The sequence below is a fragment of the Labrenzia sp. ATLA3 genome (assembly GCF_057180185.1).
In genome coordinates this window covers 133,713-157,429 of sequence record NZ_JBXUKV010000007.1, presented here as the reverse complement: position 1 = coordinate 157,429, position 23,717 = coordinate 133,713, and the positions used below count along the sequence as shown (strand labels likewise).

The 23,717-nt window shown below is 60.3% G+C and carries 21 protein-coding genes; 6 read left to right on the top strand and 15 right to left on the bottom strand.

All coding sequences use genetic code 11. From position 1 onward, the window contains the following. Positions 1-18 precede the first annotated feature (18 nt). From bhcC to AC2A6O_RS19875, 3 genes are all read left to right on the top strand, one after another. On the top strand, positions 19-1,182 hold the full coding sequence (gene bhcC / locus AC2A6O_RS19885; protein ID WP_498929659.1) for a 3-hydroxy-D-aspartate aldolase BhcC: 1,164 nt from the start codon (positions 19-21) through the stop codon (positions 1,180-1,182). Positions 1,183-1,508: 326 nt separating this feature from the next. Continuing rightward, a complete protein-coding gene (bhcD, locus tag AC2A6O_RS19880) occupies positions 1,509-2,474 on the top strand; it encodes an iminosuccinate reductase BhcD (RefSeq protein ID WP_498929657.1) in 966 nt (321 codons plus the stop codon). A gap of 14 nt (positions 2,475-2,488) precedes the next feature. Next, positions 2,489-3,472 carry a type I glyceraldehyde-3-phosphate dehydrogenase gene (locus AC2A6O_RS19875; protein ID WP_148585326.1) on the top strand — a complete coding sequence of 328 codons (984 nt, stop codon included), beginning with the start codon at positions 2,489-2,491 and terminating at the stop codon, positions 3,470-3,472. 397 nt (positions 3,473-3,869) lie between these two features. Here the strand turns inward: AC2A6O_RS19875 and AC2A6O_RS19870 are convergent, their stop codons facing one another. The 3 genes from AC2A6O_RS19870 to puuE all read right to left on the bottom strand — a co-directional run bounded on the left by AC2A6O_RS19870 (position 3,870) and on the right by puuE (position 7,267). Continuing rightward, on the bottom strand, positions 3,870-5,306 hold the full coding sequence (locus tag AC2A6O_RS19870) for a uracil-xanthine permease family protein (RefSeq protein ID WP_148585325.1): 1,437 nt from the start codon (positions 5,304-5,306) through the stop codon (positions 3,870-3,872). A 72-nt stretch (positions 5,307-5,378) separates the two neighbouring features. Next, entirely contained in the window at positions 5,379-5,876 is a 498-nt protein-coding gene (locus AC2A6O_RS19865) for an ureidoglycolate lyase (RefSeq protein ID WP_498929654.1), read from the bottom strand. Then, positions 5,873-7,267: an allantoinase PuuE gene (gene puuE, locus AC2A6O_RS19860; RefSeq protein ID WP_498930159.1), complete on the bottom strand. Its 1,395-nt coding sequence runs from the start codon at positions 7,265-7,267 to the stop codon at positions 5,873-5,875. The genes AC2A6O_RS19865 and puuE overlap by 4 nt, the downstream gene beginning before the upstream one ends. A 226-nt stretch (positions 7,268-7,493) precedes the next feature. Between puuE and uraH the strand changes: the two genes are divergently transcribed. Further along, entirely contained in the window at positions 7,494-7,847 is a 354-nt protein-coding gene (gene uraH / locus AC2A6O_RS19855) for a hydroxyisourate hydrolase (RefSeq protein WP_498929652.1), read from the top strand. Between the two features lie 5 nt (positions 7,848-7,852). Here uraH and AC2A6O_RS19850 read toward each other — a convergent pair whose 3' ends face one another. From AC2A6O_RS19850 to AC2A6O_RS19805, 10 genes are all read right to left on the bottom strand, one after another. Beyond that, on the bottom strand, positions 7,853-8,449 hold the full coding sequence (locus AC2A6O_RS19850) for a hypothetical protein (protein ID WP_498929651.1): 597 nt from the start codon (positions 8,447-8,449) through the stop codon (positions 7,853-7,855). 104 nt (positions 8,450-8,553) lie between these two features. Then, positions 8,554-9,852 (bottom strand): mechanosensitive ion channel family protein, encoded by a 1,299-nt coding sequence (locus tag AC2A6O_RS19845; protein WP_498929649.1) that lies wholly within the window; start codon positions 9,850-9,852, stop codon positions 8,554-8,556. Positions 9,853-9,979: 127 nt separating this feature from the next. After that, entirely contained in the window at positions 9,980-10,762 is a 783-nt protein-coding gene (locus AC2A6O_RS19840) for a Stf0 family sulfotransferase (RefSeq protein ID WP_498929647.1), read from the bottom strand. Positions 10,763-11,156: 394 nt separating this feature from the next. Beyond that, the gene (locus AC2A6O_RS19835; RefSeq protein ID WP_498929645.1) at positions 11,157-11,498 is read right to left on the bottom strand and encodes a RidA family protein; all 342 of its coding nucleotides are present in this window, start codon (positions 11,496-11,498) and stop codon (positions 11,157-11,159) included. Further along, positions 11,495-12,898: an FAD/NAD(P)-dependent oxidoreductase gene (locus AC2A6O_RS19830; protein WP_498929643.1), complete on the bottom strand. Its 1,404-nt coding sequence runs from the start codon at positions 12,896-12,898 to the stop codon at positions 11,495-11,497. The genes AC2A6O_RS19835 and AC2A6O_RS19830 overlap by 4 nt, the downstream gene beginning before the upstream one ends. Further along, complete coding sequence (locus AC2A6O_RS19825; RefSeq protein ID WP_353619224.1) at positions 12,891-13,196, bottom strand: (2Fe-2S)-binding protein; 306 nt, start codon at positions 13,194-13,196, stop codon at positions 12,891-12,893. The genes AC2A6O_RS19830 and AC2A6O_RS19825 overlap by 8 nt, the downstream gene beginning before the upstream one ends. Beyond that, complete coding sequence (locus tag AC2A6O_RS19820; protein ID WP_498929640.1) at positions 13,171-14,271, bottom strand: NAD(P)/FAD-dependent oxidoreductase; 1,101 nt, start codon at positions 14,269-14,271, stop codon at positions 13,171-13,173. Before AC2A6O_RS19820 ends, AC2A6O_RS19825 begins: the two co-directional genes overlap by 26 nt. Positions 14,272-14,343: 72 nt before the next feature. Beyond that, on the bottom strand, positions 14,344-15,357 hold the full coding sequence (gene dctP, locus AC2A6O_RS19815) for a TRAP transporter substrate-binding protein DctP (protein WP_209001156.1): 1,014 nt from the start codon (positions 15,355-15,357) through the stop codon (positions 14,344-14,346). Between the two features lie 48 nt (positions 15,358-15,405). Continuing rightward, a complete protein-coding gene (locus AC2A6O_RS19810) occupies positions 15,406-16,704 on the bottom strand; it encodes a TRAP transporter large permease (protein WP_148585314.1) in 1,299 nt (432 codons plus the stop codon). Next, positions 16,701-17,177, bottom strand: a complete 477-nt coding sequence (locus tag AC2A6O_RS19805) for a TRAP transporter small permease (RefSeq protein ID WP_148585313.1) — start codon at positions 17,175-17,177, stop codon at positions 16,701-16,703. Before AC2A6O_RS19805 ends, AC2A6O_RS19810 begins: the two co-directional genes overlap by 4 nt. A gap of 140 nt (positions 17,178-17,317) precedes the next feature. Here AC2A6O_RS19805 and AC2A6O_RS19800 point away from each other — a divergent pair, with 140 nt between their 5' ends. Further along, on the top strand, positions 17,318-18,253 hold the full coding sequence (locus AC2A6O_RS19800) for a LysR substrate-binding domain-containing protein (protein ID WP_498929637.1): 936 nt from the start codon (positions 17,318-17,320) through the stop codon (positions 18,251-18,253). A 31-nt stretch (positions 18,254-18,284) separates the two neighbouring features. On the opposite strand, the gene AC2A6O_RS19795 is transcribed toward AC2A6O_RS19800, so the two are convergent. After that, the gene (locus AC2A6O_RS19795; protein ID WP_498929633.1) at positions 18,285-19,205 is read right to left on the bottom strand and encodes a LysR family transcriptional regulator; all 921 of its coding nucleotides are present in this window, start codon (positions 19,203-19,205) and stop codon (positions 18,285-18,287) included. Positions 19,206-19,326: 121 nt separating this feature from the next. On the opposite strand from AC2A6O_RS19795, the gene AC2A6O_RS19790 reads away from it, so the two are divergent. After that, entirely contained in the window at positions 19,327-20,589 is a 1,263-nt protein-coding gene (locus AC2A6O_RS19790; RefSeq protein ID WP_498929631.1) for a urate hydroxylase PuuD, read from the top strand. Between the two features lie 132 nt (positions 20,590-20,721). Here AC2A6O_RS19790 and AC2A6O_RS19785 read toward each other — a convergent pair whose 3' ends face one another. Further along, a complete protein-coding gene (locus AC2A6O_RS19785; RefSeq protein ID WP_498929629.1) occupies positions 20,722-23,451 on the bottom strand; it encodes a bifunctional acetate--CoA ligase family protein/GNAT family N-acetyltransferase in 2,730 nt (909 codons plus the stop codon). Between the last annotated feature and the right edge of the window lie 266 nt (positions 23,452-23,717).

Sequence of the window (23,717 nt, the reverse complement as noted above, 5' to 3'; positions counted from 1 at the left end):
CACTTGGAGAAGTACAAAATGAACGCACAAACCGGATTTGAAAAACTCGAAGTCGGCTATGACATTCCGGCCCTTCCGGGCATGGATGAAGCCGATATCCAGACGCCTTGCCTGGTGCTCGATCTCGATGCGCTGGAACGCAACATCAAGAAGATGGGCGACTACGCCAAGGCCCACGGCATGCGCCACCGGGTGCATGGCAAGATGCACAAGTCGGTGGATGTCGCCAAGTTGCAGGAACGCCTCGGCGGTGCCGTTGGCGTGTGTTGTCAGAAGGTTTCGGAAGCCGAGGTCTTCGCCCGAGGTGGTATCAAGGACATTCTTGTCTCCAACCAGGTGCGCGACAAGGTCAAGATCGATCGGTTGGCCCGGCTGCCGAAATTCGGCTGCCGTACCATCGTCTGTGTCGACGATCTGGCTAACGTTGCCGACCTGTCGGAAGCTGCCGTCAAACACGGCACGACGTTGGAAGTCTTCATCGAGATTGATTGCGGCGCAGGGCGCTGCGGCGTGACCACGAGCAACGCCGTCGTCGAGATCGCCAAGGCCGTTGATGCGGCAAGCAATCTGAAGTTCACCGGTATCCAGGCCTATCAGGGCGCCATGCAGCACATCGACAGCTTTGAAGCCCGCAAGGAAAAGCTCGACATTGCTATTGCCATGGTCAAGGACGCTGTCGAGGCGCTGAAGAAGGAAGGCCTGGAGCCGGAGCTCGTTTCCGGCGGCGGCACGGGTTCCTATTATTTTGAATCCAATTCCGGCGTCTACAACGAGCTGCAATGCGGGTCCTACGCCTTCATGGATGCGGACTACGGCCGTATTCTCGATAAGGACGGTAAGCGCATCGACCAGGGCGAATGGGAAAACGCCTTCTTCATCCTGACCCAGGTCATGAGCCATGCAAAAGCCGACAAGGCGATCTGCGATGCGGGTCTGAAGGCACAGTCCGTCGACAGCGGCCTGCCGTTCATCTACGGCCGCAATGATGTCGAATATATCAAATGCTCGGACGAACACGGCGTCATCGCCGACCCGAAGGGCGTCCTGAAGGTCGGCGAGAAGCTGAAGCTGGTGCCGGGCCACTGCGACCCGACGGCCAACGTCCACGACTGGTATGTCGGCGTGCGGAACGGCAAGGTCGAGACGGTCTGGCCGGTCTCGGCGCGTGGCAAGGCTTATTGAGGACCACCATCCGGAGCTTCCCCTTCGTCATCCCGGCCAGGCGCAGCGCGAGCCGGGATCGGAGAGCCTCATTGTCTTCGGGATTAACCTGATACATCCCGGCTCCCCGGTCCCGGATCTCCACTACGCTGCATCCGGGATGACGATGGAAGGGGAGGCGTTTGCAGCGCCTAGAGCCAACCACATCCTCATCCTGAGGAGGACCGCAGGTCCGTCTCGAAGGATGGGCCAAATACTCCGAGCGAGCCGCCCATCCTTCGAGACGGCGCTTCGCACCTCCTCAGGATGAGGTCGGAGGTGAAGAAGATGTTTTGCTGGAGACACACATGATCATCGTTCCTGAAAAGGAAATCGCCGGCCTGATCGGCCGCCAGGAGTCCTTTGACGCTGTCGAAAGCGTCTTTGCCGCCATGGCGAGCGGAGCGGCTTATAATTTTCCGGTTATCCGTGAGGCCATTGGCCATGCCGACGCGCTTTATGGCTTTAAATCCGGCTTCGACAGATCGTCGCTGGCACTTGGCCTGAAGTCCGGCGGCTACTGGCCGGGCAACATGGCAAAGGGCCTGACCAATCACCAGTCGACGGTGTTCCTGTTCGATGCGGACACCGGCAAGGCAAAGGCTGTTGTCGGCGGCAATCTGCTGACCGCCCTGCGCACTGCGGCAGCGTCCGCGGTGTCGATCAAGCATCTGGCACGCAAGGACGCCAAGGTGCTCGGCATGATCGGGGCCGGCCATCAGTCGGCTTTTCAGATGCGAGCCGCTGCCGAACAGCGCACCTTCGAAAAAGTGCTCGGCTGGAACCTGCATCCGGAGATGCTGGTGCGCCTGGAGGAGACCGCGAACGAGCTTGGCCTGCCTTACGAATCCGTCGATCTGGCGAGGTTGGGTGCGGAAGCCGATGTGATTATTTCGATCACCTCCAGCTTCGATCCGATCCTGATGGAAGAGCACGTCACGCCGGGCACGCATATTGCCTGCATGGGGACGGATACCAAGGGCAAACAGGAGGCCGATGTTGCGCTTGTTGCCAAGGCAAAACTCTTCACGGATGAAGTCGCTCAGTCGGCGTCCATTGGCGAATGCCAGCATGCCGTGGCAAGCGGAATTGTCTCTGAGGACAATATAATTGAGATCGGCGCGGTCATTAATGGTAATCATTCGGGCAGGACCTCGCAGAGCGATATTACGCTTTTCGACGGGACTGGCGTCGGCCTTCAGGACCTTGCCGTGGCGTCTGCCGCGGTCGATCAGGCAATCCGGAAGGGCGTCGCGATCAAAGTGGATTTCTAGACGGACCGTAGACAATGCGGATTGTGATCAACGGGTTCGGCCGGATCGGTCGGACCCTCTTGCGTCAAGTGTTGAAACTTCCGGAAACGGAACGGATCGAGGTGGTGGGGATCAACGATATCGCACCGCTGGAAACCTGTGCCTATCTCTTCAAGTATGACAGCGTGTTCGGTCCCTGGCCGGGCGACGTGACAGCGGGCGAGGGCTCCTTGACCGTGGACGGGCGCGAGATCGCTTTCTCCGCCGAACCCGATCTGTCCCGCCTCGATCTTTCAAATGTCGACGTTGTGCTGGAATGCACCGGCAAGGCCGACACGCGCGAGATCGCCGAACGGGGCCTGAAGGCCGGTGCGGCCAATGTGCTGGTTTCCGGGCCTTCCAAGGCCGCCGACATCACCCTGGTGCTTGGCGCCAACGAAGATCAGCTTGGCGAGCACCGCATCGTTTCCAACGGCTCCTGCACCACCAACGCGCTGGCGCCTTTGCTGCGTGGCCTCGATGATGCCATAGGCATCAAGAGCGGGCACATGACCACCATCCACTGCTACACCGGCAGCCAGCCGATGGTGGATGCCCCGCGCGGGCCACTGGAGCGCAGCCGCGCAGGTGGCGTTTCCATGGTACCAACCACCACCAGCGCTACCAAGCTGGTCGGCAAGGTGTTGCCGCAGCTTGAAGGCAAGATCAGCGGTGCCGCCGTCCGGGTGCCCGCGATCAGCGTGTCCGCCGTCGATCTGACGGTGACGTTGACACAGCCCGTCAAGGCTCCCTTCAATGACAAGCTGCTCGAGATCTTTTCCGGCAATCCGGTAATCGGCTTCGTTCAGGACCATGTGGTTTCCACGGACATGCGTGCGCGGCCGGAATCCCTCGTCATTCACCTGCCCGAAACGCTCGAGGCCAATGACCACCAGGTGCGTATCTTCGGCTGGTACGACAACGAATGGGGCTTCTCCGCCCGCATGATCGACATGGCACGGCTGATGGCGGAGCGGTAGGACGCGGAAGGGCCAACAACTCTCCCTCGACCGTCGTTCCGGATCAGTGCCTCAGCCTGAGCGTCGCGAACACCTCAGAAGACGAATTTGACGCGCTTTCAGCGCGAAATATGTCTGGATTCCGGATCTGCATCCGGCTGCGCCTCCCTTGTCCGGAATGACTGAGGGGGAAATTTCTAATTGCTGAAGCGCCTGAAATTCTTCCCGGCAACCCCCTCCATCGTCATCCCGGCCAAACGAAGTGCGAGCCGGGATCGGGGAGCCACAGGATTGGGATATTTACGTTGCTCATCGACAGACCTCGGCTTTCAACTGCGCCGCGTCCGGGATGACGTGCAAGAGGTCATAAAAAAGGGCCGCTTGCGCGGCCCTCTAACGTTTGCAGAGACACTTGCCCTTACGCGCCTTCTTCCTTCGGCAGGGATCCCTTGCCGTGACCGGACAGACCTCCGGAAACCTCCTCGGTGGATTCGTCGGAGAGTTCTTCCGGCAGCACCAGGTTGAGGACGATGGCGATCAGGGCTGCCGGCAGCAGGCCGCTGGTCAGAAGGATGCGCGCAGTGTCCGGCATGTGCTGGAGAGCGCCTGGCTCCAGTTGCAGGCCGAGACCGATGGACAGCGAGATGGCGAAGATCACCATGTTGCGCCGGTTCCAGTTGACGTCCGACAGCATCGAGATGCCGGCGGCAACAACCATGCCGAACATCACGATGACACCGCCGCCGAGAACCTCGATCGGAACCGTGCGAATGACCGCGCCGACCTTCGGGATCAGGCCACAGACGATCAGGAAGATCGCGCCGATGGTGACCACATGACGGCTCATGACACCGGTCATGGCGATGAGCCCGACGTTCTGGCTGAAGGATGTGTTCGGGAAGCCGCCGAAGAAACCGGCGATGGCCGTGCCGAAACCGTCGGCGAAGGTCGCGCCGGCGATTTCCTTGTCGGTGGCTTCACGTCCTGCTCCGCCCTTGGTGATGCCGGAGACGTCGCCCACGGTTTCCACCGCCGAGACGAAGGCCATCAGACAAAAGCCGAGCACGGCTGCAAACGAGAATTCAAAGCCGTATTTGAACGGCTGCGGCAGGGCAAAGACGGCCGCACGGTCCCAGGAAGTGGAGACGGCTTCGAACGTCAGCATGCCGGTGGCCAGCGCGAAGATGTAACCGGCGATCAGGCCGATCAGAACCGCGGAGACCGACATCATGCCCTTGCCGAAGAACTTCAGCCCGAGCGTTACCACGATCACCAGCAGGGCCGCGGACCAGTTCAGCAGCGAACCGTATTCCGGTGTGCCGATGGCCGGAACACCGCCTGCGGCATACTGGATGCCGACCTGTACCAGAGCCAGACCGATCATGGTCACCACAAGGCCGGTGACCAGTGGGGGCAGGGCAAAGCGGATCTTGCCGATGATCAACCCCAGGCAGGCATGGAAGAAGCCGCCGATGATCACACCGCCGAACAGGGCCGCGAGACCGTCGACACCCTTGCCGGCAACGAGCGGGATCATGATCGGCAGGAAGGCGAAGGACGTGCCCTGAACGATGGGCAGCGCCGCACCGACCGGGCCGAGGGTGATCGTCTGCAATAGGGTCGCGACCCCGGCGAAGACCATGGACATCTGGATGAGATAAAGCAGTTCGGGAAAGTCGGGTGAATTGGACCCGAAGCCGAAGCCGGCTGCACCGGCCACGATGATGGCGGGTGTCACGTTGGAGACGAACATGGCCAGGACATGCTGGATGCCGAGCGGGATCGCCTTGTAGAGCGGTGGCGTGTAATTGGGATCCCGGAGCTGCGCCGGAGATCCGATCGACGAATTAGACATTTCTGCTCCTCTGAAGGTCGTGCGAACGTCGCTGCCTCGTTGATCGGGCAGGAATCATTCTGAAAGGGAGGCCTATTCCTTGTTGTCGGCCTCCACTGTCCAAGGGTCGGGAAACCAGTGTTCCTCCAGATTGGTTCCGTCCCCGATGCGGTCCACGACCGCGTAGCGGCCCGCTTGCCCAAGTGGCGCCAAAACGCCGTGCCATGTGCCGCGATACAGGTTGATCGCCTGTCCCGGCTGGCTGATGAATGCCTTCAGGTTGACCGGTTGGCCGTTGTCGTCGTCCGCGACGATGACCAGCATCGGCACTCCGTCCAGTGGAATGAAAGCCTGACTGCCTTCCGGGTGGCGCTCGACCATGTCGACGACATGGGGAAACGACCGGGCCTTGGCATCGAACAGGCTGATGCCTGCCCGGCCGGTACTGAAGTCGAGCTTTGCCCGGTCGTGATGCCGGCCGCACATGCCCTGATTGATGATCTTGTCAGGCGCGCCCGCCACTTCGAGGACATCGCCGTAGGGGGCAAAGGCCTCTGCGGTCAGGGGCGAGGGGGCAAGAACACGGCTCACTGGAAAAGATCCTTGAGCCGGAACTGGGCAATCCGCTCCACCTGGCGGCAGGCTTCTCCGAATTCCGTCGCCCGATCATTGTCGATCCGGCGCTGGAAAGCCGCCATGATAGAGGCCTTGTCATGATCGCGCACCGCGATGATGAACGGGAAACCGTGCTTCTCGACATAGGTGTTGTTCAGCCGGGTGAAGCTCTCGCGTTCCTCGTCCGTCAGCATGTCGAGACCGGCACTGGCCTGCTCGTTGGTGCTTTCCGCCGTCAGGCGGCCGGCCTGGGCCAGCTTTCCGGCAAGGTCCGGGTGGGCGGTCAGAACGCCGAGACGCTCTTCCTCGCTGGCGGACCGGAACATGCGGCACAGCGCGTTGTGAACACCGGCCGCGCAATCGTGCGCCGGGCCGAGCTCCAGGTCGAAGGCGCGCTCGGCAATCCAGGGGGAATGTTCGAAGATGCCGCCGAAGGTTTCGACAAATTCGGCCTTGTCCATCCGGCTGGGGCGAAGTCCCTTTTTCGGCGGGTGGGTCTTGGCCCAATGATCCGCGATCTCGATGCGGCGCGGACACCAGACGCCTTCATGGGCCTGGATATGATCGATGAATTTCTTCAGCGCCATGATCTTGCCCGGACGACCGACCAGACGGCAATGCAGACCGATGGACATCATCTTTGGCGTGTCCGTTGCGCCTTCCTCATAGAGTGTGTCGAACGCGTTCTTCAGATAGAGGAAGAAATCCTCACCATCGGTCCATCCCGGCGACGTCGCGAAGCGCATGTCGTTGGCTTCCAGCGTATAGGGAATGATCAGCTGATCGCGGCCGTCGGCATCCAGCCAATAGGGCAGATCGTCGTCATAGGTGTCTGAAATATAGGCAAAACCGCCTTCCTCGGCGACGAGGCGCACGGTGTTGTCCGAGCAGCGGCCGGTGTACCAGCCAAGCGGGCGGCTGCCGACCACTTCCGTATGCAGGCGGATGGCCTCGGCTATCGCTGCGCGCTCTTCTGCCTCGGGCATATCCTTGTGCTCGACCCACTTCAGGCCGTGGCTGGCGATTTCCCAGCCGGCATCCTTCATCGCTTGGACCTGTTCCGGGCTGCGGGCCAAGGCAGAGGCGACACCATAGATGGTCAGTGGAATACCGGCGCGTGTAAACAGCCGGTGCAGGCGCCAGAAACCGGCGCGCGCGCCGTATTCATAGATGGATTCCATGTTCCAGTGACGCATGCCCTGCCACTGGGCTGCACCTGTAATATCGGACAGGAACGCCTCGGACGCCGCATCGCCATGCAACACGCAATTCTCGCCGCCTTCCTCGTAATTCAACACGAACTGGACAGCGACCCTGGCCCCGCCCGGCCACTTTGGATCCGGCGGGTTCTGACCATAGCCACGCATGTTCCGGGAATAGCGATTCAAGACGGACCTCCTCGTGATACCAACGGATTTTGAACCAAGCAAAGACTATGCCTTATTCAAGGGCTGGCATGTTGTCTTCTTATAAAACAGAATAATGGACATGACTTTCTCGTCTTTTTAGAAAGTGCTTCCTGTGAACCATGGGTGCCCTTCAATTAAGGCCCACAGCATCATGCGTGCAAACTGACATTTGGAGGACGCCGAGATGGCCGGATACCTGACAACCCACGTGCTCGATACGGCCCAGGGCTGCCCTGGAAAAGGCATCAAGATTGATCTTTATGCAATCGAGGGTGGCAGCCGGACCTTGATCCGTAGCCTGGAGACCAACGACGACGGCCGCACCGATAGCCCGATCCTGCCGAAAGACGAATTCAAGACCGGAACCTACGAGCTGGTGTTCCATGTCGGTGCCTATTTCGACACCGCAGGAATCAATCTGCCGGAGCCGAAATTCCTCGACGAGGTGCCCCTGCGGTTCGGCATGTCCGAGGAGGCCCACTACCACGTGCCGCTGCTGGTCTCGCCGTTTAGCTATTCGACCTATCGGGGAAGTTGAGGGGTCTAACGGGACCCTCCAATCACCACGAGCGGAGGCGGAGCCACCAGCCCGGGCTTCCCTGGAACTGTGGCTCGGGACTGCGGAACGCGCGCGACTGTCGCTTGAGACAGCGCGTCCCAAGATGTTCTTTTGGTTCCGAAGTTGTTTGAGTAATTGATCGAAAACTTGTTGGCGACGCGCTGTGCGATCCGCCCAAAACTGCGTTCAGGGCTGTAGAACGTGTTCAGGCTGAAACTCTCGCTCAAGCCTGGAGCGCCGTCGTCTGATCCGGAAAAGCTGTACCGCCAGGTTCCTGCTTGCATCGTTCCTTTGATCCGGCTGCGGCCCAACAGGAAGGGCCCGTTGGGCGCTGCATATTTTATAGTTTCAAGCCGAACAACAAGATCATGCCCCGGAATGTTGGGGCTCATTTGCCGGTTAATGTCATTTGCCACAGCCTGAAGCTTCACCCTGAGCTGGGAAGCAGCCACGGCCTCATAAGCGTCTCTGCCGGGTAAGACGATAACCCTGTTGATCCGATACGCCGGTCCGTCAGCCTTTTGATGCTGGCAAGCAGCAACGCTTAGCAGAAGAAAAAACACCAAAAAAATACGCCCCATGGTCCCGTCGCTTCTCAGTTGTCAGCAAAAACAGCAACAACCTATGATGACAGAGTTTGCGAACGTGTTAACCGCTGGAAAAGTGGTCCAGATCTGATTGAGCGTCAGTCTGGAACACTCTCTCCCATCTGCTTCTTCATGATAATCTCCCGATGCGGATACGGGATATTGACGTTGTTTTCCTTGAAGGTGTCCCAAAGCGCCAGCAGCACCTTGCCGCGCACGTTGGTCAGGCCCTGTTGCGGGTCGTGGATCCAGAAGCGCAGGACGAAGTCGAGGGAACTGTCGCCGAAGCCTGTCAGCCAGCAGACCGGTTGCCGGGTGCGCTCAACCCGGTCGACCGACATTGTTGCCTCGATGGCCAGCTTCGAGACGAGATGCGGGTCGGCATCGTAGGAAACACCGAAATCGACATCGAGGCGGACAAGTTTGTCGCTGAAGGACCAGTTGACCACCTTGTTTGTGATGAAATCTTCGTTCGGGATCAGATATTCGCGTCCGTCCCGCGTGACAACGGATACGAAGCGGGCGCGCAGTTCACGGATCCAGCCGAAGGTGCCTTCCAGCGAGATCGTGTCACCCGGTTTGATCGACTTGTCGAGCAGGATGATGATGCCGGAAATGAAGTTGGAAATGACCTTCTGCAGGCCGAAACCGAGCCCCAGGCCAACTGCTCCGGTGAAGACGGTGAAGGCTGACAGATCGATCCCGACCGACGACAGAGCGATTGTACCGGCTACCAGGATCAGCCCGAACTTTGCGATCTTGCCGATCAGCACGCGGATCGACGGTGTCAGCTCGTCCGACTTTTGAACCTGCTCATCGATATAGCGCCCGATAATGACGGCGACCCAGATGGTCGCGATCAGAAGCAGCACCGCCTTGAGGATCAGCAGCAGCGACAGCCGCATTTCCCCGAGGGGCAGGGCCATGCTGTCCAGAAAATTCCCGGCCTCGTCGTCAAAGCCCAGAATGACCAGCGCAACATAGATCCAGGCGAGCCAGCTGAGCGTTCTGGCCACCAGCCGGTTGCGGATAACCCTTGAAAGAACGGCAACAAACAGCCAGGCGAGCGACAGGGAGAGCGCAATAGCTATGAAATGGCTGCGGCTCGGCCACGTGACGGCGCGCATCACGGTCAGGGCAATGAACAGGAACAAGCTGAAAAGCACCCACTCGGTTCGCCGCAACAAAGCCACCACCACGCGCAGCAGGCCGGGATGTCCCTTGATCTCGCGAGCGCGGGCTTCAAGCCTGGGTTCGACGCGAAGGCTCAGCAGCTTGGCCAGTCCGAACAGAACCGCGATGATGGCAAGCTGATAGGCAAACCAGGGGGCTGTCAGATAGCTGAGCGCCAGCATGCCCCAGGAGTGAAGTTCAGCAATGAAACTTTGGAGATCCATGAACCAAGGCGTCCGTCTGTTTCCAGTTGAAGCATCAAGAGCTTAACAGCATTAACGGCACGTGGCCAAGGCGAGTGTAAAAACCCCTTGTCTTCAGTAGAGAATACGGTGCCGTGCCCCGGCCGGTTCACCCAGACGGCGCTTGCTTGTGTTGAGCACCTGGCTCCGACCTGAAGCGCGACACCCAGTCGGCACTGGTAGCATCTGCCAGTTTGGCAACACCTGGCACGATACCATCTGCGGCGCTCTCTTCCAGGCCGAGGCGCTGGAGGACATGGCGCAAGGTGCCCTGCGGGTCTGCCGAAAGGGCGTCATAGGTGATCTTCAGCGGCGAAATGCGCTGACTTTCAAACCAGGCCTGCCAGTCACTGTCAAACCGCGTGAAGCGGTCGTAACAGGCGCGGATCTCGGCAGCGTCATAATGCGCTTCGCGCGGTTCCGACAAACGCTCCAGTTCGGTGCCGTCCGGGGCCCTGTGCCAGAGGCCGGATTGCTCGGCCCGAACGAAAGAGACCGCCTGTTCGACTTTGTCTGGCCGGGTCAGGTGAATGAACAGCATTTTGCCGAAGACAGCTTCAAGACGCACCAGATCGCTGGGGGCGTTCGGACAAAGGCAGCCAAGCTGTTTCATGAAGAAATCGAAGCTGTGCCGCTGCAGCCGCATTCCGAAGAGGCCGGTGTCGCCTGTGCCTTTTTCGAGTGCCGCAGCAAATATCCGGTGCCGGAGCTCCGTGTCCGGTTCGCCCTGAGCCGCCATAACACCAAGGCCTTTGCTCCACGCTTTCAGAGACGGCTCGTGAAAATAGGACTTCGGGTGCCCGGCAATGCCCGTTGCCGACAGAAGTTTGCACAAGAGCGTGCTGCCGCTTCTGGGAGAGGTGCACAGGATATAGGAAGAATAGTCAGGCATGGGATCTTCCTCTCAGCGATCGGTGACAGGAGCAAGACACCTGAAGCAAAGCGAGGGGATTGCGCCAGACATAGGCTTGAATTTGCGACGGATTTTGATCAAGGGGTGTCTGGCGAGCAACACCCAGCGCGCTTCCTCGGAATGAGGGTGATGGGGCTGTGAGTACGTTCACCGTTTCCGGTCAGGCCTTGGAGTTCAGTTGCAGACGGGCCGGACAGTCTGTCGAAGAGGATGTGTTGAGAACAACTTCGATGATCTGGAAATGAGCAGCCCCCGGAGTATTGCGTTGCCCACCCGGGGGGACGTCAGAGGGAGTAGCGCCGGCGTAAGTTTGTTCCGGGATCTTGCTGAATAATGTCTCGAAAGAGACTTGACGAAGACTGTCAGACCGCCATCAGTCGCAGGCGGCGGTGATAATGATTTCGACCTTCAGCTCCTCCCGGGCAAGTTTGGATTCTCCGCAAGCGCGTGCAGGGGCATGTCCTTCGGGTACCCAGGCGTCCCAGACGGAGTTCATGTCGGCGAAGTCGCTCATGTCCGACAGCCAGACGATGGCTTGCAGAATGTTCTTGCGTGAGGACCCGGCCTTTTCCAGCAAAGCGTCGATGCGCGACAGGCAATCCCGGGTCTGGTCGGTTACGCTCACGCCATCGCCCACCTGTCCGCACAAATAGGCAACGCCGTTGTGCTTGACGATCTTGCTCATGCGGGGGCCGGTTTCGATGCGATCTATCATGTGACGGGTTCCTGTTCGTCGGTTTCTAGGTCTGTCATGGCCGCCAGTTCACCGAGTGTGACCGGTTTCAGGGGGGGGCGGATGCGGTAATAGCCGGTGTCGTCCTGTGAACGGCCGCTTTCGTCCGCAAGAAGGTTCGTGACCGTCAGGCCGCAATAGCGGCCCTGGCACGGGCCCATGCCGGGCCGTCCGAAAGCTTTGGTCTGGTTGGGTCCAAGGCAGCCGAGACCGGCATAGCGGCGAATATCGCCTGCCGTGACTTCTTCACAGCGGCAGACGATGGTGTCGTCGGCAGGCAGCAAGGCTTCGCGGAATGCCGGATAGGCCTTGTCTATGAATGGCCGGGCGGCCAGTTCGGTTTCCAGTTGCCGATTCAGTGGGGCGGCGTTCCGGTCACGATCTGCCGGCGTGGTTTTGCCGAGATCGCAAGCAATTTCCAGTGCGGCCAGCCTGCCCTGAAGCTGCGCAGCTGTTGCACCGCCAATACCTGCGCCATCACCGGCAATGAAGACGTCCGGAAGCTGCGTGCGGCCCCAGCCGTCCTTTTCTGGCACGAAGCATTGCTGAACTTCGTTCCAGTGATGCGGCACATCAATGGAGCGTGCAGCCTGGGTGTTGGGAACCACACCATGATGCAGCAGCACCGTTGCACACTCCAGATTGTGGCGTTTGCCTCCCGATGTGAAGCTTATCGTTTCGGCCTGCACCTTGCCTTCAATGGCAATTGCCGATGCGCCGGTGTAGCGGGGAACGCCTGCCTTGCGGATTTCGGCTAGCAGACCCAACCCCTTGGCAAGCAGCCGCCAGCCGCGCAGCGCACCGGTCAAATGCCGAAGCGCGGCCTGCCTGTCGGCGATTGTCTGTGTTTCCACCAGGGCCAGTGGTGGCGTACCTGCCCGGCACATCTGGGCGGCGATCAGATAAAGTAGGGGACCACTTCCGGCCAGAACCGCCCGTTCGCACATGAGGCCGGATTGCTTCAACAGGATCTGTGCCGCACCCGCGGTCATGACGCCCGGCAGGGTCCAGCCCGGGACTGGCATCGGCCGCTCCAGCGCACCGGTGGCTATCAGCAGGCGTTTGGATTTCGCGGCGGAGGCAGCACCGTCACGGGTAAAGGAGACGCGCGGACCTGCTTCGATCTGCCAGATGGTGGTGCCTGTCAGATGCCGGATCATCGGATGGTCGAGCGCCTCTGCAAGCACGCGTCCCTTGGTGTAATCGCTGCCGAGAATTTGTGCCCGGTCTTCTGGCACGTTTCCGACGTCGCGGTAGATCTGTCCACCGGGCCGGGCCTGCTCGTCCAGAAGCAGAACGGAAAGTCCCGCGTCTGCCGCTGTTCTGGCTGCCGCCATTCCTGCCGGACCCGCGCCGAGAACAAGAAGGTCTGCTTCAAGCATCGACGTCTCCTTCGGTTCCCGGCATGCCGATATCCATGCCGGCGGTCACCTCGCTCATACAGGCCTGACGGGTGACACCGTCGATTTCGACAAGGCAATCGAAGCAGGCGCCCATCATGCAGAACGGTCCGCGCTCTGCTCCGGATACGGGCGTCTGACGGAAGGACAGGACGCCGGCCGCCAGAAGCTCGGCCGCCAGATTGCCGCCATCGCGCAACATCAGGTCCTTGCCGGCGAAGCGAACGCGGACGCGAGGAACATCTGTTTCCAGTTCACGAAAGGGCGAAGCGGTCTTCACTGAACACCTCCAGGTCTGGCGCTGTGTCGGTCTTTTCCAGCCAGTCGGGCAGGAAGGATGCATGTGCGGCGGCCAGGGTAATGCCGCTGTGGCAGGTCACGAGGAAAGCGCCCGGCATCTCCGGACTTTCCTGATAAATCGGCAGGCCGTCAGGCGAGAGAACGCGTAAGGCACCCCAGCTGCGCACCAGTTGAGCCTTGGCCAGAATGGGATAGGCGGCGATCGCTTCGGCAGCGAGACCGGCGAGCCCCTTGGCGGTGACCTTGTCATTGAAGCCGACTTCTTCGTTTGTCGCGCCGATCTGTATGCCACCGTCATCGACCTGGCGTGCGATCAGGGATGGCCGGTTGAGGATTTTGGGCAGTTTTTCCGTAATCAAAACCTGACCGCGCTGCGGCCGGATAGGTGCCTTGAAGCCGAGTTTCGGGCCGAGTGCAGCCGAACCGAGACCGGCAGCCAGCACCAGCTTGTTCGCTTCGACAACGGTGCCATCGCTGCAGCGGATCTTGAAAGAGCTGTCCCGCGTGACCGTGTCCACAGTCTTGCCGTTCAGCACGGTTCCGCCCTTGCCGCGTACACCGGCGGCAAGGCCTCGCAGCAGCTTCAGCGGATTGGCGTGCCCGTCCTGATGATGAAGAATGGCCCCGGCCACCTTCGGTCCGATCTCGGGTTCTTCCCGGCGCAGCTCGTTGTGCCCCAGAATTTCATAAGGGTAATCACCGCCCAGCTTTTCCCTCAGGATTTCATATTGGGCGACGGTCTCGGCAAGTGTCTCATCCGAGAAATGGAAGTCGTAACCGCCGTTCTGTTCCAGCGCCGCGTCAAAACCGGTAGCATCTTGCAAGGTGGCGGTGAAGTCCGCCCAGGCAGCCGCAGACCGTTGTGACCAGCGGGCATAGGCGGGCTGTTTCATGCCCTTAGATTGCACCCAGACAAGGCCGAAATTACCGCGGCTGGCGCGAAAACTGCCGTCGTCACCGTCAAGAACGGTGACTGACCTGCCGCGCTGGAGCAGACCCCAGGCAACGGAAAGCCCCACGACGCCTCCACCGATGATGGCGTAGTCCGATTCCATGATATTTCCCGAATTTGATCGATAACCGGGCGGCGCAGTCCGCCCGGCAGAGCCTTGGTCAGTTCACAGCATTCAGTTCAAAGCCTTGTCGAGGATCGACTGGCCCCACTCCTGACCGACGTCATTGAGAAGCTCCGGCCAGACCGTTTCACGCACCTTGGTGGCCATGCCGGCAAGCTGTTCGTCGGTGAGTTCAACGACCGTCGCACCGAGCTCATCTGAAAGACGCTGTTCCCACTTGCCCTGGTCTTCCTCGGCCACGACCCAGCGGGCGGCTTCGAAGTCTTCAGCAGCCTTTTTCAAAGCTGTCTGATCGTCCTCATCAAGGCCCGACAGAGCTTCGTTGGAAATGATCATGAACCAGACCTCGAAATGGGTGTTGGCCGGAATGTAGGACTTGGTGACATCGCGGAACGACGCATAGTAGCCCTCTGCACCAGAGCCGATGACACCGTCGACCACACCTACCTGGATCGCCGTGAAGGCTTCGGAGAAGGGGATCGGTGCCGGAATATAGCCGAGGGCTTCACCGGTGAGCTGGAAGCTCTTGATAGCGGGCACGCGCACCTTGATGCCTTTCGGCTCGGTGGTGCCGGGCGTGACCGCGTCGCGGTTCAGGGAAATGCCGCCAAAATAGACCGGGTAAGCCGCCAGCATGGTGATGTCCTGCTTGGAGAACAGCTCGGCCATGGTCTCGTGCAGCACACCGCCGGGGCCATAGATCTTGCGTGCCTCTTCCCAGTTGGAGGCAAGGAACGGCACAGAAGCGATCTGCATCCGCCGGTCCGTACCGGTTGCTGCCGGCTGGGTTGCCATTTCAATGGCGCCAACGGACACACGTTCCTGCACGGTGGTGTAGTCACCCAGTGCCGAGGCGGCGTAGATCTCGATATTGACGTCGCCGCCGGTGGCTTCCTTCACGGCTTCGGCATAGGCCTTCAGTTCAACGTCGATGGTCGCGCCTTGCGGGCGGACGTGACTCATCTTGAAATCGGCCGCCTGGGCAGCGCCGGAAAGACCGATCAGTGTTGCGACGGCGGTCGCGGTCAGAAACTTCTTCATGTTGGTGTTCCCCGTGGTTTTCATGTTTGTCCTCCCAAGTAAGTCGGTTCGATTCTGTGTTTATGAGCCGGCTCAATAACCAAAGAGACGCGGCAGGTAGAGTGAAAGGTCCGGCCAGAAGGAGGTCAGGAAGACCACCGGCACATATCCCGTCAGCACCAGGAGCATGGCCGGCGGAATGACCTTGGTGACCTTCACCTTGCCGATGCGTGCGCCCAGATAGAGGATCGATGCATAAGGTGGTGTGACCCCGCCCATGGCGGTGTTGACGCCCATGATCGCGGCGAACTGGACCGGGCTGATATCGAGTGCCTGCATCAGCGGCAGCAGAAGCGGCGCCACCAGGATGATTGCGGTGGCATCGTTGACGACCATGCCGATCAGGAACAGCATTATGTTGATCAGGATCAGGAGAACGATCTTGTTCTCGGTGATGCCGAAGATGACGCTGACCAGTTTCTGCGGCACGCCCTCATAGACGAACATCTGCCCCAGGATCATGGAAAACAGGATCATCAGCATGATCGCGCCAACGGCCGTCGCCGCTTCCTTGCCGGCAAAGAGGAAGTTGTCGAGACGCAGGCCCTTGTAAATCAGGAAGCCGACCGGGATTGCGTAGATGACGGCAAGAGCGGCGGATTCGGTCGGTGTCATGATGCCGCCGTAGATGCCGCCAAGGATCATCACCGGCATCAACAGGGCCGGAAAGGCATATATGCCGCGTTTCGTGATATCGGCGGTGAATTCTCGCGCAGTCGGCTTTTCGTCCAGAACCAGGTTGAACTTGCGCGCCATCCAGAGGTTCACGGCCGAAAAGTTGAACATGATCAGGAGGCCTGGGCCGAGGGTTGCCAGAAAGCAGGCAGCGATCGACGTGTCCGTTACCCAGCCGAACAGGATCATGCTCAGGGACGGCGGGATCAGCAGACCGAGGATCGACGAGTTTGCGATCAGCGCGGTGGCATATTCCCGCGGATAACCGCGTTTTTCCATTTCCGGGATCAGCAGCGGGCCGATGGCGGAAATACCGGTGAGGCCCGAACCGGAAATAGCACCGATGATGGCGCAGCTGACCGCCGCGACGACACCCAGACCGCCACGGACATGACCGACGAAGGAATTGACGAACCGCAGCAAGGCCGCCGCTATTCCGCTTTCCGACATGATGGTGCCGGCCAGAACGAACAGGGGAATGGCAAGCAGCGCCGGGTTGCCAAGCTGCTGGAAGCCCCAGAGCACCATGCCTTTCATGGTAACGTCACCGATGAAATACATGACCATCAGTGCGGCGCCGAAGCACCAGGGCAGCGGGACGCCCAGGGTCAGCGTGATAACCAGAACAAGAATGGCCAGAAGCGCGATCTCGATCATCGTGCGCCTCCTTCCGCCGTCCGCAGGCTCCGGACATGCATCAGCAAATAGGTGACCGTGTAGGCCATCATCAGCACCAGCCCGACGACCAGCGCGACATCTGCATAGAAGGTCGGAATGTAGAGGGTCGGGCTCTCGCGCCAGACCCGCCAGGCATAGCGGGTATAGTCCCACGCCCAGGTCAGCAGCCAGATGCCGACAACGAGGCTGATCAGTTCGCCGACAATGGCCAGAATGGTGTGCTGGCGGTCTGTCTTGAGGAAGATTTCAAGGACGTTGGCGCGGATGTGGCTGTTTTCCCGGGAGGCGTTGACCGCGCCGAAAATATAGAGCCAGAGCGTCGGATACATGATCGTTTCTTCCAGCCCCATCACCGGGACCTGGAACACGTAGCGCGTGACGACCTGAACAAACTGGCCAAGCGCGACGATCATGATCAGAGCCGTCAAAAGGCACTGCGTGAACCGTTCCAAAACCACCCCCGTTTTGTTGGCGCCATTATTTTTTTGGCGCTCGAACACCCTCTGTCTGGAGGGGGAGTATGGAGTTGGCTAATCCATAAAGGCAAATTCGAAATATTGCTACTTTAATAGAGCGACTTTATAGTTTGGTTATGAACCTCTCCTTCCGCCAATTGCAGACTTTCGTGCAGGTGATGCGCACCGGATCCGTCTCCGAAGCAGGGCGTGCGCTGGGGCGAACCCAGCCTGCCGTCAGCGCCATGATCGCAGGGTTGGAACGGGAGGTCGGCTTCCAGCTGTTCGAGCGCGAACGCGGCCGGCTCGTGCCCAAGCCCGAAGCGCATTATTTTCTGGAGGAAGCGGAGTTTCTGCTGGAACGGCTGACACGTTCCACCCGCACGTTGCAGGACATCGGCAACCTGGAGAAGGGCAAGCTGCGTATTGCCTGCAACCCGGCCGCCTCCAGCTTCTTCATGCCCCGGGTTCTGGCCAACTTCCTGCGGGACAAGCCCGACATCGAAGCCTCGCTGATGATGCGCTCATCGCCCGTCGTCACCGACTGGATCGCCTCCCAACAATACGATATCGGCTTTGCCGAAACACCGGAGCCGCGGCGGACCATTATCTCGGAGGTCTTTGCCTTGCCGGGGGTCTGCGCCGTGCCGAAGGACGATCCGCTTGCCCGCATGAAAGTCATCACACCCGCAGATCTTGACGGCAAGCCGATGGCAATGCTGTTTGACGAGCACTCGATCAGCGAACAGACCCGCAAGTCCTTCAATGAGGCGGGAGCAAGGCTCAACAAGCGCTTCGAGCTCAGGACGTTCCTGCCCGCGCTGCAGCTGGTTTCCGAAGGTCTGTGCTACACGATCTGCGAGGGACTGTCGGCGATCAGCCACCAGGAAAGTTTCGGCGCCCAGAACAGCCTGGTCTTCCGGCCTTTCAAGCCGGAGTGCTTTCTCAACATGTCGCTGCTTACCCCGGCCAACCGGCCGCTTTCCCTGCTGGTGGAAAGCTTTGCTGAGATTTTGCGTGCCGAGATCAAGGCACTCGTGGAGAGAGCCGCCGGTCTCCGCGATCTTCCTTGAGGTCTTGGTTAAGAGGTGAAAGAGCGAACCCTCAATGGGCGCTGGCCATGTCAGCCAGTGACTTCTGGATATGGGCCACCATGAAATCCAGGAACAGGCGCACCTTCGGGTCTTGGTGGCGGCGGTGGGTATAGAGGCAGGCCATCTGAACCGGAATGGGCGGTTCGGCTTCCAGCACCGGCACCAGCGAGCCGGACGCCAGATAATCGGCAACTTCGAACACCGGCTTCAGCACGATACCGTGGCCTTCCACTGCCCAGCCCGTCAGTACATCGCCATGATCGGATTCGAACGGGCCGGACACCGCGACGCGCTTGACGCCGTTTTCCGTTTGCAGCGGCCACTGGAATTCCGGCGCGCCGGGATAGCGCATGTTGAGGCAGTCATGGCGACCGGCGGCAAGCTCCTCGCATGTTTTCGGGCTGCCCTTGCGGGCGACATAGGACGGCGAGGCACACAGGACGCGGCTGCAATCGGCAATCTTGCGAATCTTCAGGTTGGAGTCTTCCGGCAGACCCAGGAAGAACGCGGCATCGAGACCTTCGCCCGTCAGGTCGACCTTGCGGTCGGACAGGCGCAGGCGAATGTCGATCAGCGGGTTGGCTTCCTTGAATTTCGGGATCGCCGGGGCAATCAGCCGTTGTCCCATGCCGATGGGCGCGGCAACGAACAGCGTGCCGCGCGGCGAACGGGTGACGTTGCTGATCTCCGCTTCGGCTTCTTCCACCGCCTCGATGATTTTTGTTGCACCGCGATAGAACAAGTTGCCATGCTCTGTCGGGCTGAGGGCACGGGTGGTTCGCTGGAACAGGCGAACATTCAGATGCTCTTCCAGTTGGGACACCCGCGACGACGCGACAGCAGATGAAATCCTGAGGTCACGCGCGGCAGCGGACATGTTTCCCAGCTCGTAAACGCGCAGAAAGGTTCGGATGTTTTCCAGATACGCCATGAGGATGTCCAGCCGGGCCGGTTATTGTTCCGTTTTTTTTGAAACTGCTCGGAATTATCCCGAGATACCAGAAAATTGCCGCTTGGGCTAGCTTGGGTCAAACGAATTTGGAGGGGAAGCAATGCTGGACATTGCCATCATTTGGGACTGGATCGCCTTCGCGGTTCGCTGGCTGCACGTGATAACGGCGATGGCCTGGATCGGCTCGTCGTTTTATTTCGTTGCGCTGGACCTTGGTCTGAAGAAAGCTCCGGACCTGCCCAAAGGCGCCCATGGCGAGGAATGGCAGGTCCACGGCGGCGGCTTCTATCACATCCGCAAGTTTCTGGTGGCTCCGGCAAACATGCCCGAGCACCTGGTCTGGTTCAAATGGGAAAGCTATTCCACGTGGCTGTCCGGTGCGGCCCTGTTGATGGTTGTCTACTGGGTCGGCGGCGAGCTTTTCCTGATCGATCCGGCCAAGGCCGATCTCGCCCTGTGGCAGGGTATCCTGATTTCCGCCGGGTCGCTGACCATCGGCTGGCTGGTTTATGACCGGCTGTGCAAGTCGAAACTCGGCGAAAGCCCGACCCTGCTGATGCTGCTGCTGTTCGCGCTGCTGGTGGCCATGGGCTACGGCTACAACGAGATTTTCACCGGCCGCGCCACCATGCTGCATCTGGGGGCCTTCACCGCCACGATCATGACCGCGAACGTGTTCTTCATCATCATTCCGAACCAGAAGATCGTGGTGGCGGACCTGAAGGCCGGACGGACCCCGGACGCCAAATACGGCAAGATCGCCAAGCTGCGCTCGACCCACAACAACTACCTGACGCTTCCGGTCGTGTTCCTGATGCTGAGCAACCATTATCCGCTTGCCTTCGCCTCGGAATACAACTGGTTGATTGCTGCGCTCGTGTTCCTGATGGGTGTGACCATCCGGCACTATTTCAACACCAAGCACACGGGTGCCCCGGCGCCGACCTGGACATGGCTGGCAACCGCGATCCTGTTCGTCGCCATTATCCAGATTTCCATGGCACCGCTCCAGCAGGACACCTGGGAAGCCTCGGATGCCCGCCCGCTGACGTCGACGGAACAGGTGTTCGCAAATGCGGAAGGCATTGACGATGTCATGAACATCATCCCCGGCCGCTGCGGCATGTGCCACGCCCGCGAACCTTTCTACGAGGGGATTCACTGGGCGCCCAAAGGCATGCTGCTGGAAACCAAGGCGGATGTGGTGCGTGCCGCCAGGCAGATTTACCTGCAGGCCGGCGTCACCAACGCCATGCCGCCTGCCAACGTCTCCTTCATGGAAGACAGCGAGCGCAAGAAGATCATCGAATGGTACAGGAACGCGCGCGAGCAAATGCCTTTCGGAATGGCCGCGACGCATTGATCTTCTGCCAGCAGTCGGCCTGATTGCACAGTGCGCTCCTCCACGCGGGGAGCGTTTTTGTTTCAGGCAAACCGCTGCAGGGACCCGGACCTGACGACCGGGATGAGCGGCAGTGTGCTCCAACTAGCGGGGTCACAGTTGCTCCGGGATCTCCGCGAGCGGCAGCGTTACCAGGGCGATGCCGGGATCGTCCGGCGATGTTCCAACGGAAAAGCCGAGCGACTGGCACATGGACATCATCGATGTGTTTTCCTTCAGAACCTCGCCCTTGATTACCTCGATACCGTCCTCTTTCGCATAGCGGATGATCAGCTTCATCAAGGTCCAGCCAAGGCCCTGGCCTTTCAGGTCCGAGCGCACCATGACCGCATATTCGCCGGTCTGGTGATCTGGGTCGGCATGCAGCCGAACGACGCCAAGCAAGCTGCCGTCTTCCGGCTCGATGGCAGCAAAGGCAAGTGCGCGGGCATAATCGAGCTGTGTCAGCCGGGACAGGAACCGATGGCTGAAATCGCGCACAGGGGCAAAGAAGCGCAGGCGCAGGTCTTCAGGTGTCTGCTGCTCGAAAAATGTCTTGAACAGGTCCTCGTCTTCCGGGCGCACCGGCCGGATGAAAATATCGCGCCCATCCTTCAGTTGGACGGTCTGTTCCCACTCTTGCGGATAGGGGGCAATGGCAAGACGGGAGCTGCCGGTGCGGCCCGGCCGTTTTTCCGGGTGGCACAACGTCATGCGGGCATCGAGGCCGATGAGGCCGCTCGGCAGGGCAACCATCGGATTGATGTCGAGTTCCTGTATTTCCGGAATATCGATGGTGATCTGCGACAGTTTCACAAGCGCCTCGGCAAGCGCTGCCTTGTCGAGCGCCGGGCGCGCCGGTCCGCCGTCCAGAAGCCTGGCGATCCGGGTTCGGGCGATCTGCGCCTCGGCCAGGTTGAGATTCAGCGGCGGCAGTTCCAGCGCGACGTCCTCGCTTTCCTCAATGGCCGTGCCGCCATGTCCAAACACCAGCACCGGTCCGAAATCCTGTGTTTCGGCAACGCCCAGATAGAGTTCCAGCCCGTGCCGGTCTTCCAGCATCGGATGGATGGAGATCCCGTCAATCCGTGCGTCCGGATAGTCCCGCCGGGTCTTTTCGATCAGCTCCCGAGCAGCTTTTTGTACGGCTTCGGGACTTTCCAGACCAAGCCGGACACCATCGATCCGCGATTTGAAAGGCAGGTCCGGCGAAATCAGTTTGGCAACACAATGGGCCGCCGTCTTGAAGAACGGTTCCGACACTTGTGCCGCTTCTTCTGGCGTTGAAGCCATGACGGTGGCCATGATTGGCAGATCGTAAGCTTCCAGAACCGCAACCACTTCCGGCGGATTGAGCCAGGTACGGTCTTCCTGAAGGGCCGCAGCAACGATGCCGCGTGCCCGTGCGACATCGGGGGAGAACGTGCTTGGCAGGCTGGCAGGGGCCGCCATCAGGAATTCGCGTGCCTGTGCATCGTGAGCCAGATGCATCAGGCTCCGGGCGGCTTCCGCCGGGCTGGCGTAGTTCGGGATCCGGGCATCGGAAAGTGCAGCCCGTGTGGTGCCGTCGCCGCCGATCAGACCGGCCACCAGCGCCTTGCGCCGTCCGGTGCGTCGCCGGTCCAGTGCCGCGGCATCGCCAATTGCCTTTGCGATTGTGGTCAAGGGCTGGAAGGCACTGGCTGCCTGAAGCACTACCGCGCCATCCACCTGCGGGTCTTTCAGCACCGCAACGATCGCCTCGGTGATCTCTTCCGGCGTGACGGTCTCTTTCAGGATCACCGTGCCGCCCGCCGCGGGCGTAACCGACAGGTCGGCATAGCTGCGGCTGGTGTCCGCGAGGGCCGCCCGTGTTTCCGGGCCTAGCTCGGCGAACGTGCCGCCCAGGTCCACCAGCCTGTCCACGGCAAGGCTTGCAAGGCTGCGCCCGTTTGCGATGACGGCAAGCTTGTTACATTGGGGAACGCGGATATGGGAGAGGGTTTCCAGCGCCTCGAACATTTCGTCGAGGTCCTGAACGCGCAACATCCCGGTGCGGCGAAAGACGGTCTCGTAAACTCGGTCCGTGCGGGCAAGGCGTCCGGCGTGGGTGCGTCCCGTGCCGCCCGTGTCCCGGCTCTTGCCGGAACGGATGACGATTACCGGCTTGCTGCGCGCCGCCGCTCTTGCGGCTGAAATGAACTTGCGCGGAACGGCGATGCCTTCCAGATGAAGCACGATGGCGCGGGTATGGTAGTCCTGCGCGAAATAGTCGATCAGGTCGCTGATATCGACATCCATCCGCGCGCCGAGCGATACGACGGCGGAAAATCCGGTGCGATGGGTTTTCGCCCAGGAAAGTGTCGCGTTGAGAACAGCCCCGGAACGGGAGAAAAACGCAACTTCGCCCTTCTCGGGGCGCTCGGCGCTGAGGAGCGCATTGAGCCCGGTTGCAGGCACCGCAAGACCGAGCGTGCCTGGCCCGATAAGACGCAGGTTTGTCGCCTGCGCTGCTTCCCGGCAGTCCTGAAGCAATTTTTCCGGCCAGGTTTCATATCCGGGAGAAGGGATGAGAACAGCCTTGGTTCCGCCCGCGCCAAGGGTACGGATCGTCGCGGGCAGTGTCTCCGGCTTGGCGAGATAGATCGCCAGATCCGGCATCTTTTCCAGATCGTCCAGCCGGGCGACCTTATGGCCTTTGAAGGGAACATCCTCTTCGATCCCGACAAGTGTCACCGGATGCCCGGCCTCGATATCGTGCAGGCAGGAAATCAGTTTGCCGATCAAGATGCCCGGGTGCCGGCAGGGGCCGATAAAGGCTATCGATCCTGGCGCAAAGAAACCGTCGAGGTTGCGAATGGTCATGAGATCGATCCCTTGAAAGTCGCGCTTGAGGAACGGGGCGTGTGAAACGAACCTGGATCACGGGCAGCACATTCCACGAACAGGCAGCCAGGAACAGCAGGAAAGCCGCACATGAGGAGCCTTCCGTGCCCGTGATTTGAACCAGCGGCCACATGCCGTTTTGCCTGGCCCTGTCCACGTGCGCACCATTCCTGCTTGCTTGTGCCTTGAGCGCGGCCAAAAAAGCCCGCGAACCGTAGTGTGTCAGGTTCGCGGGCTTTTTGCAT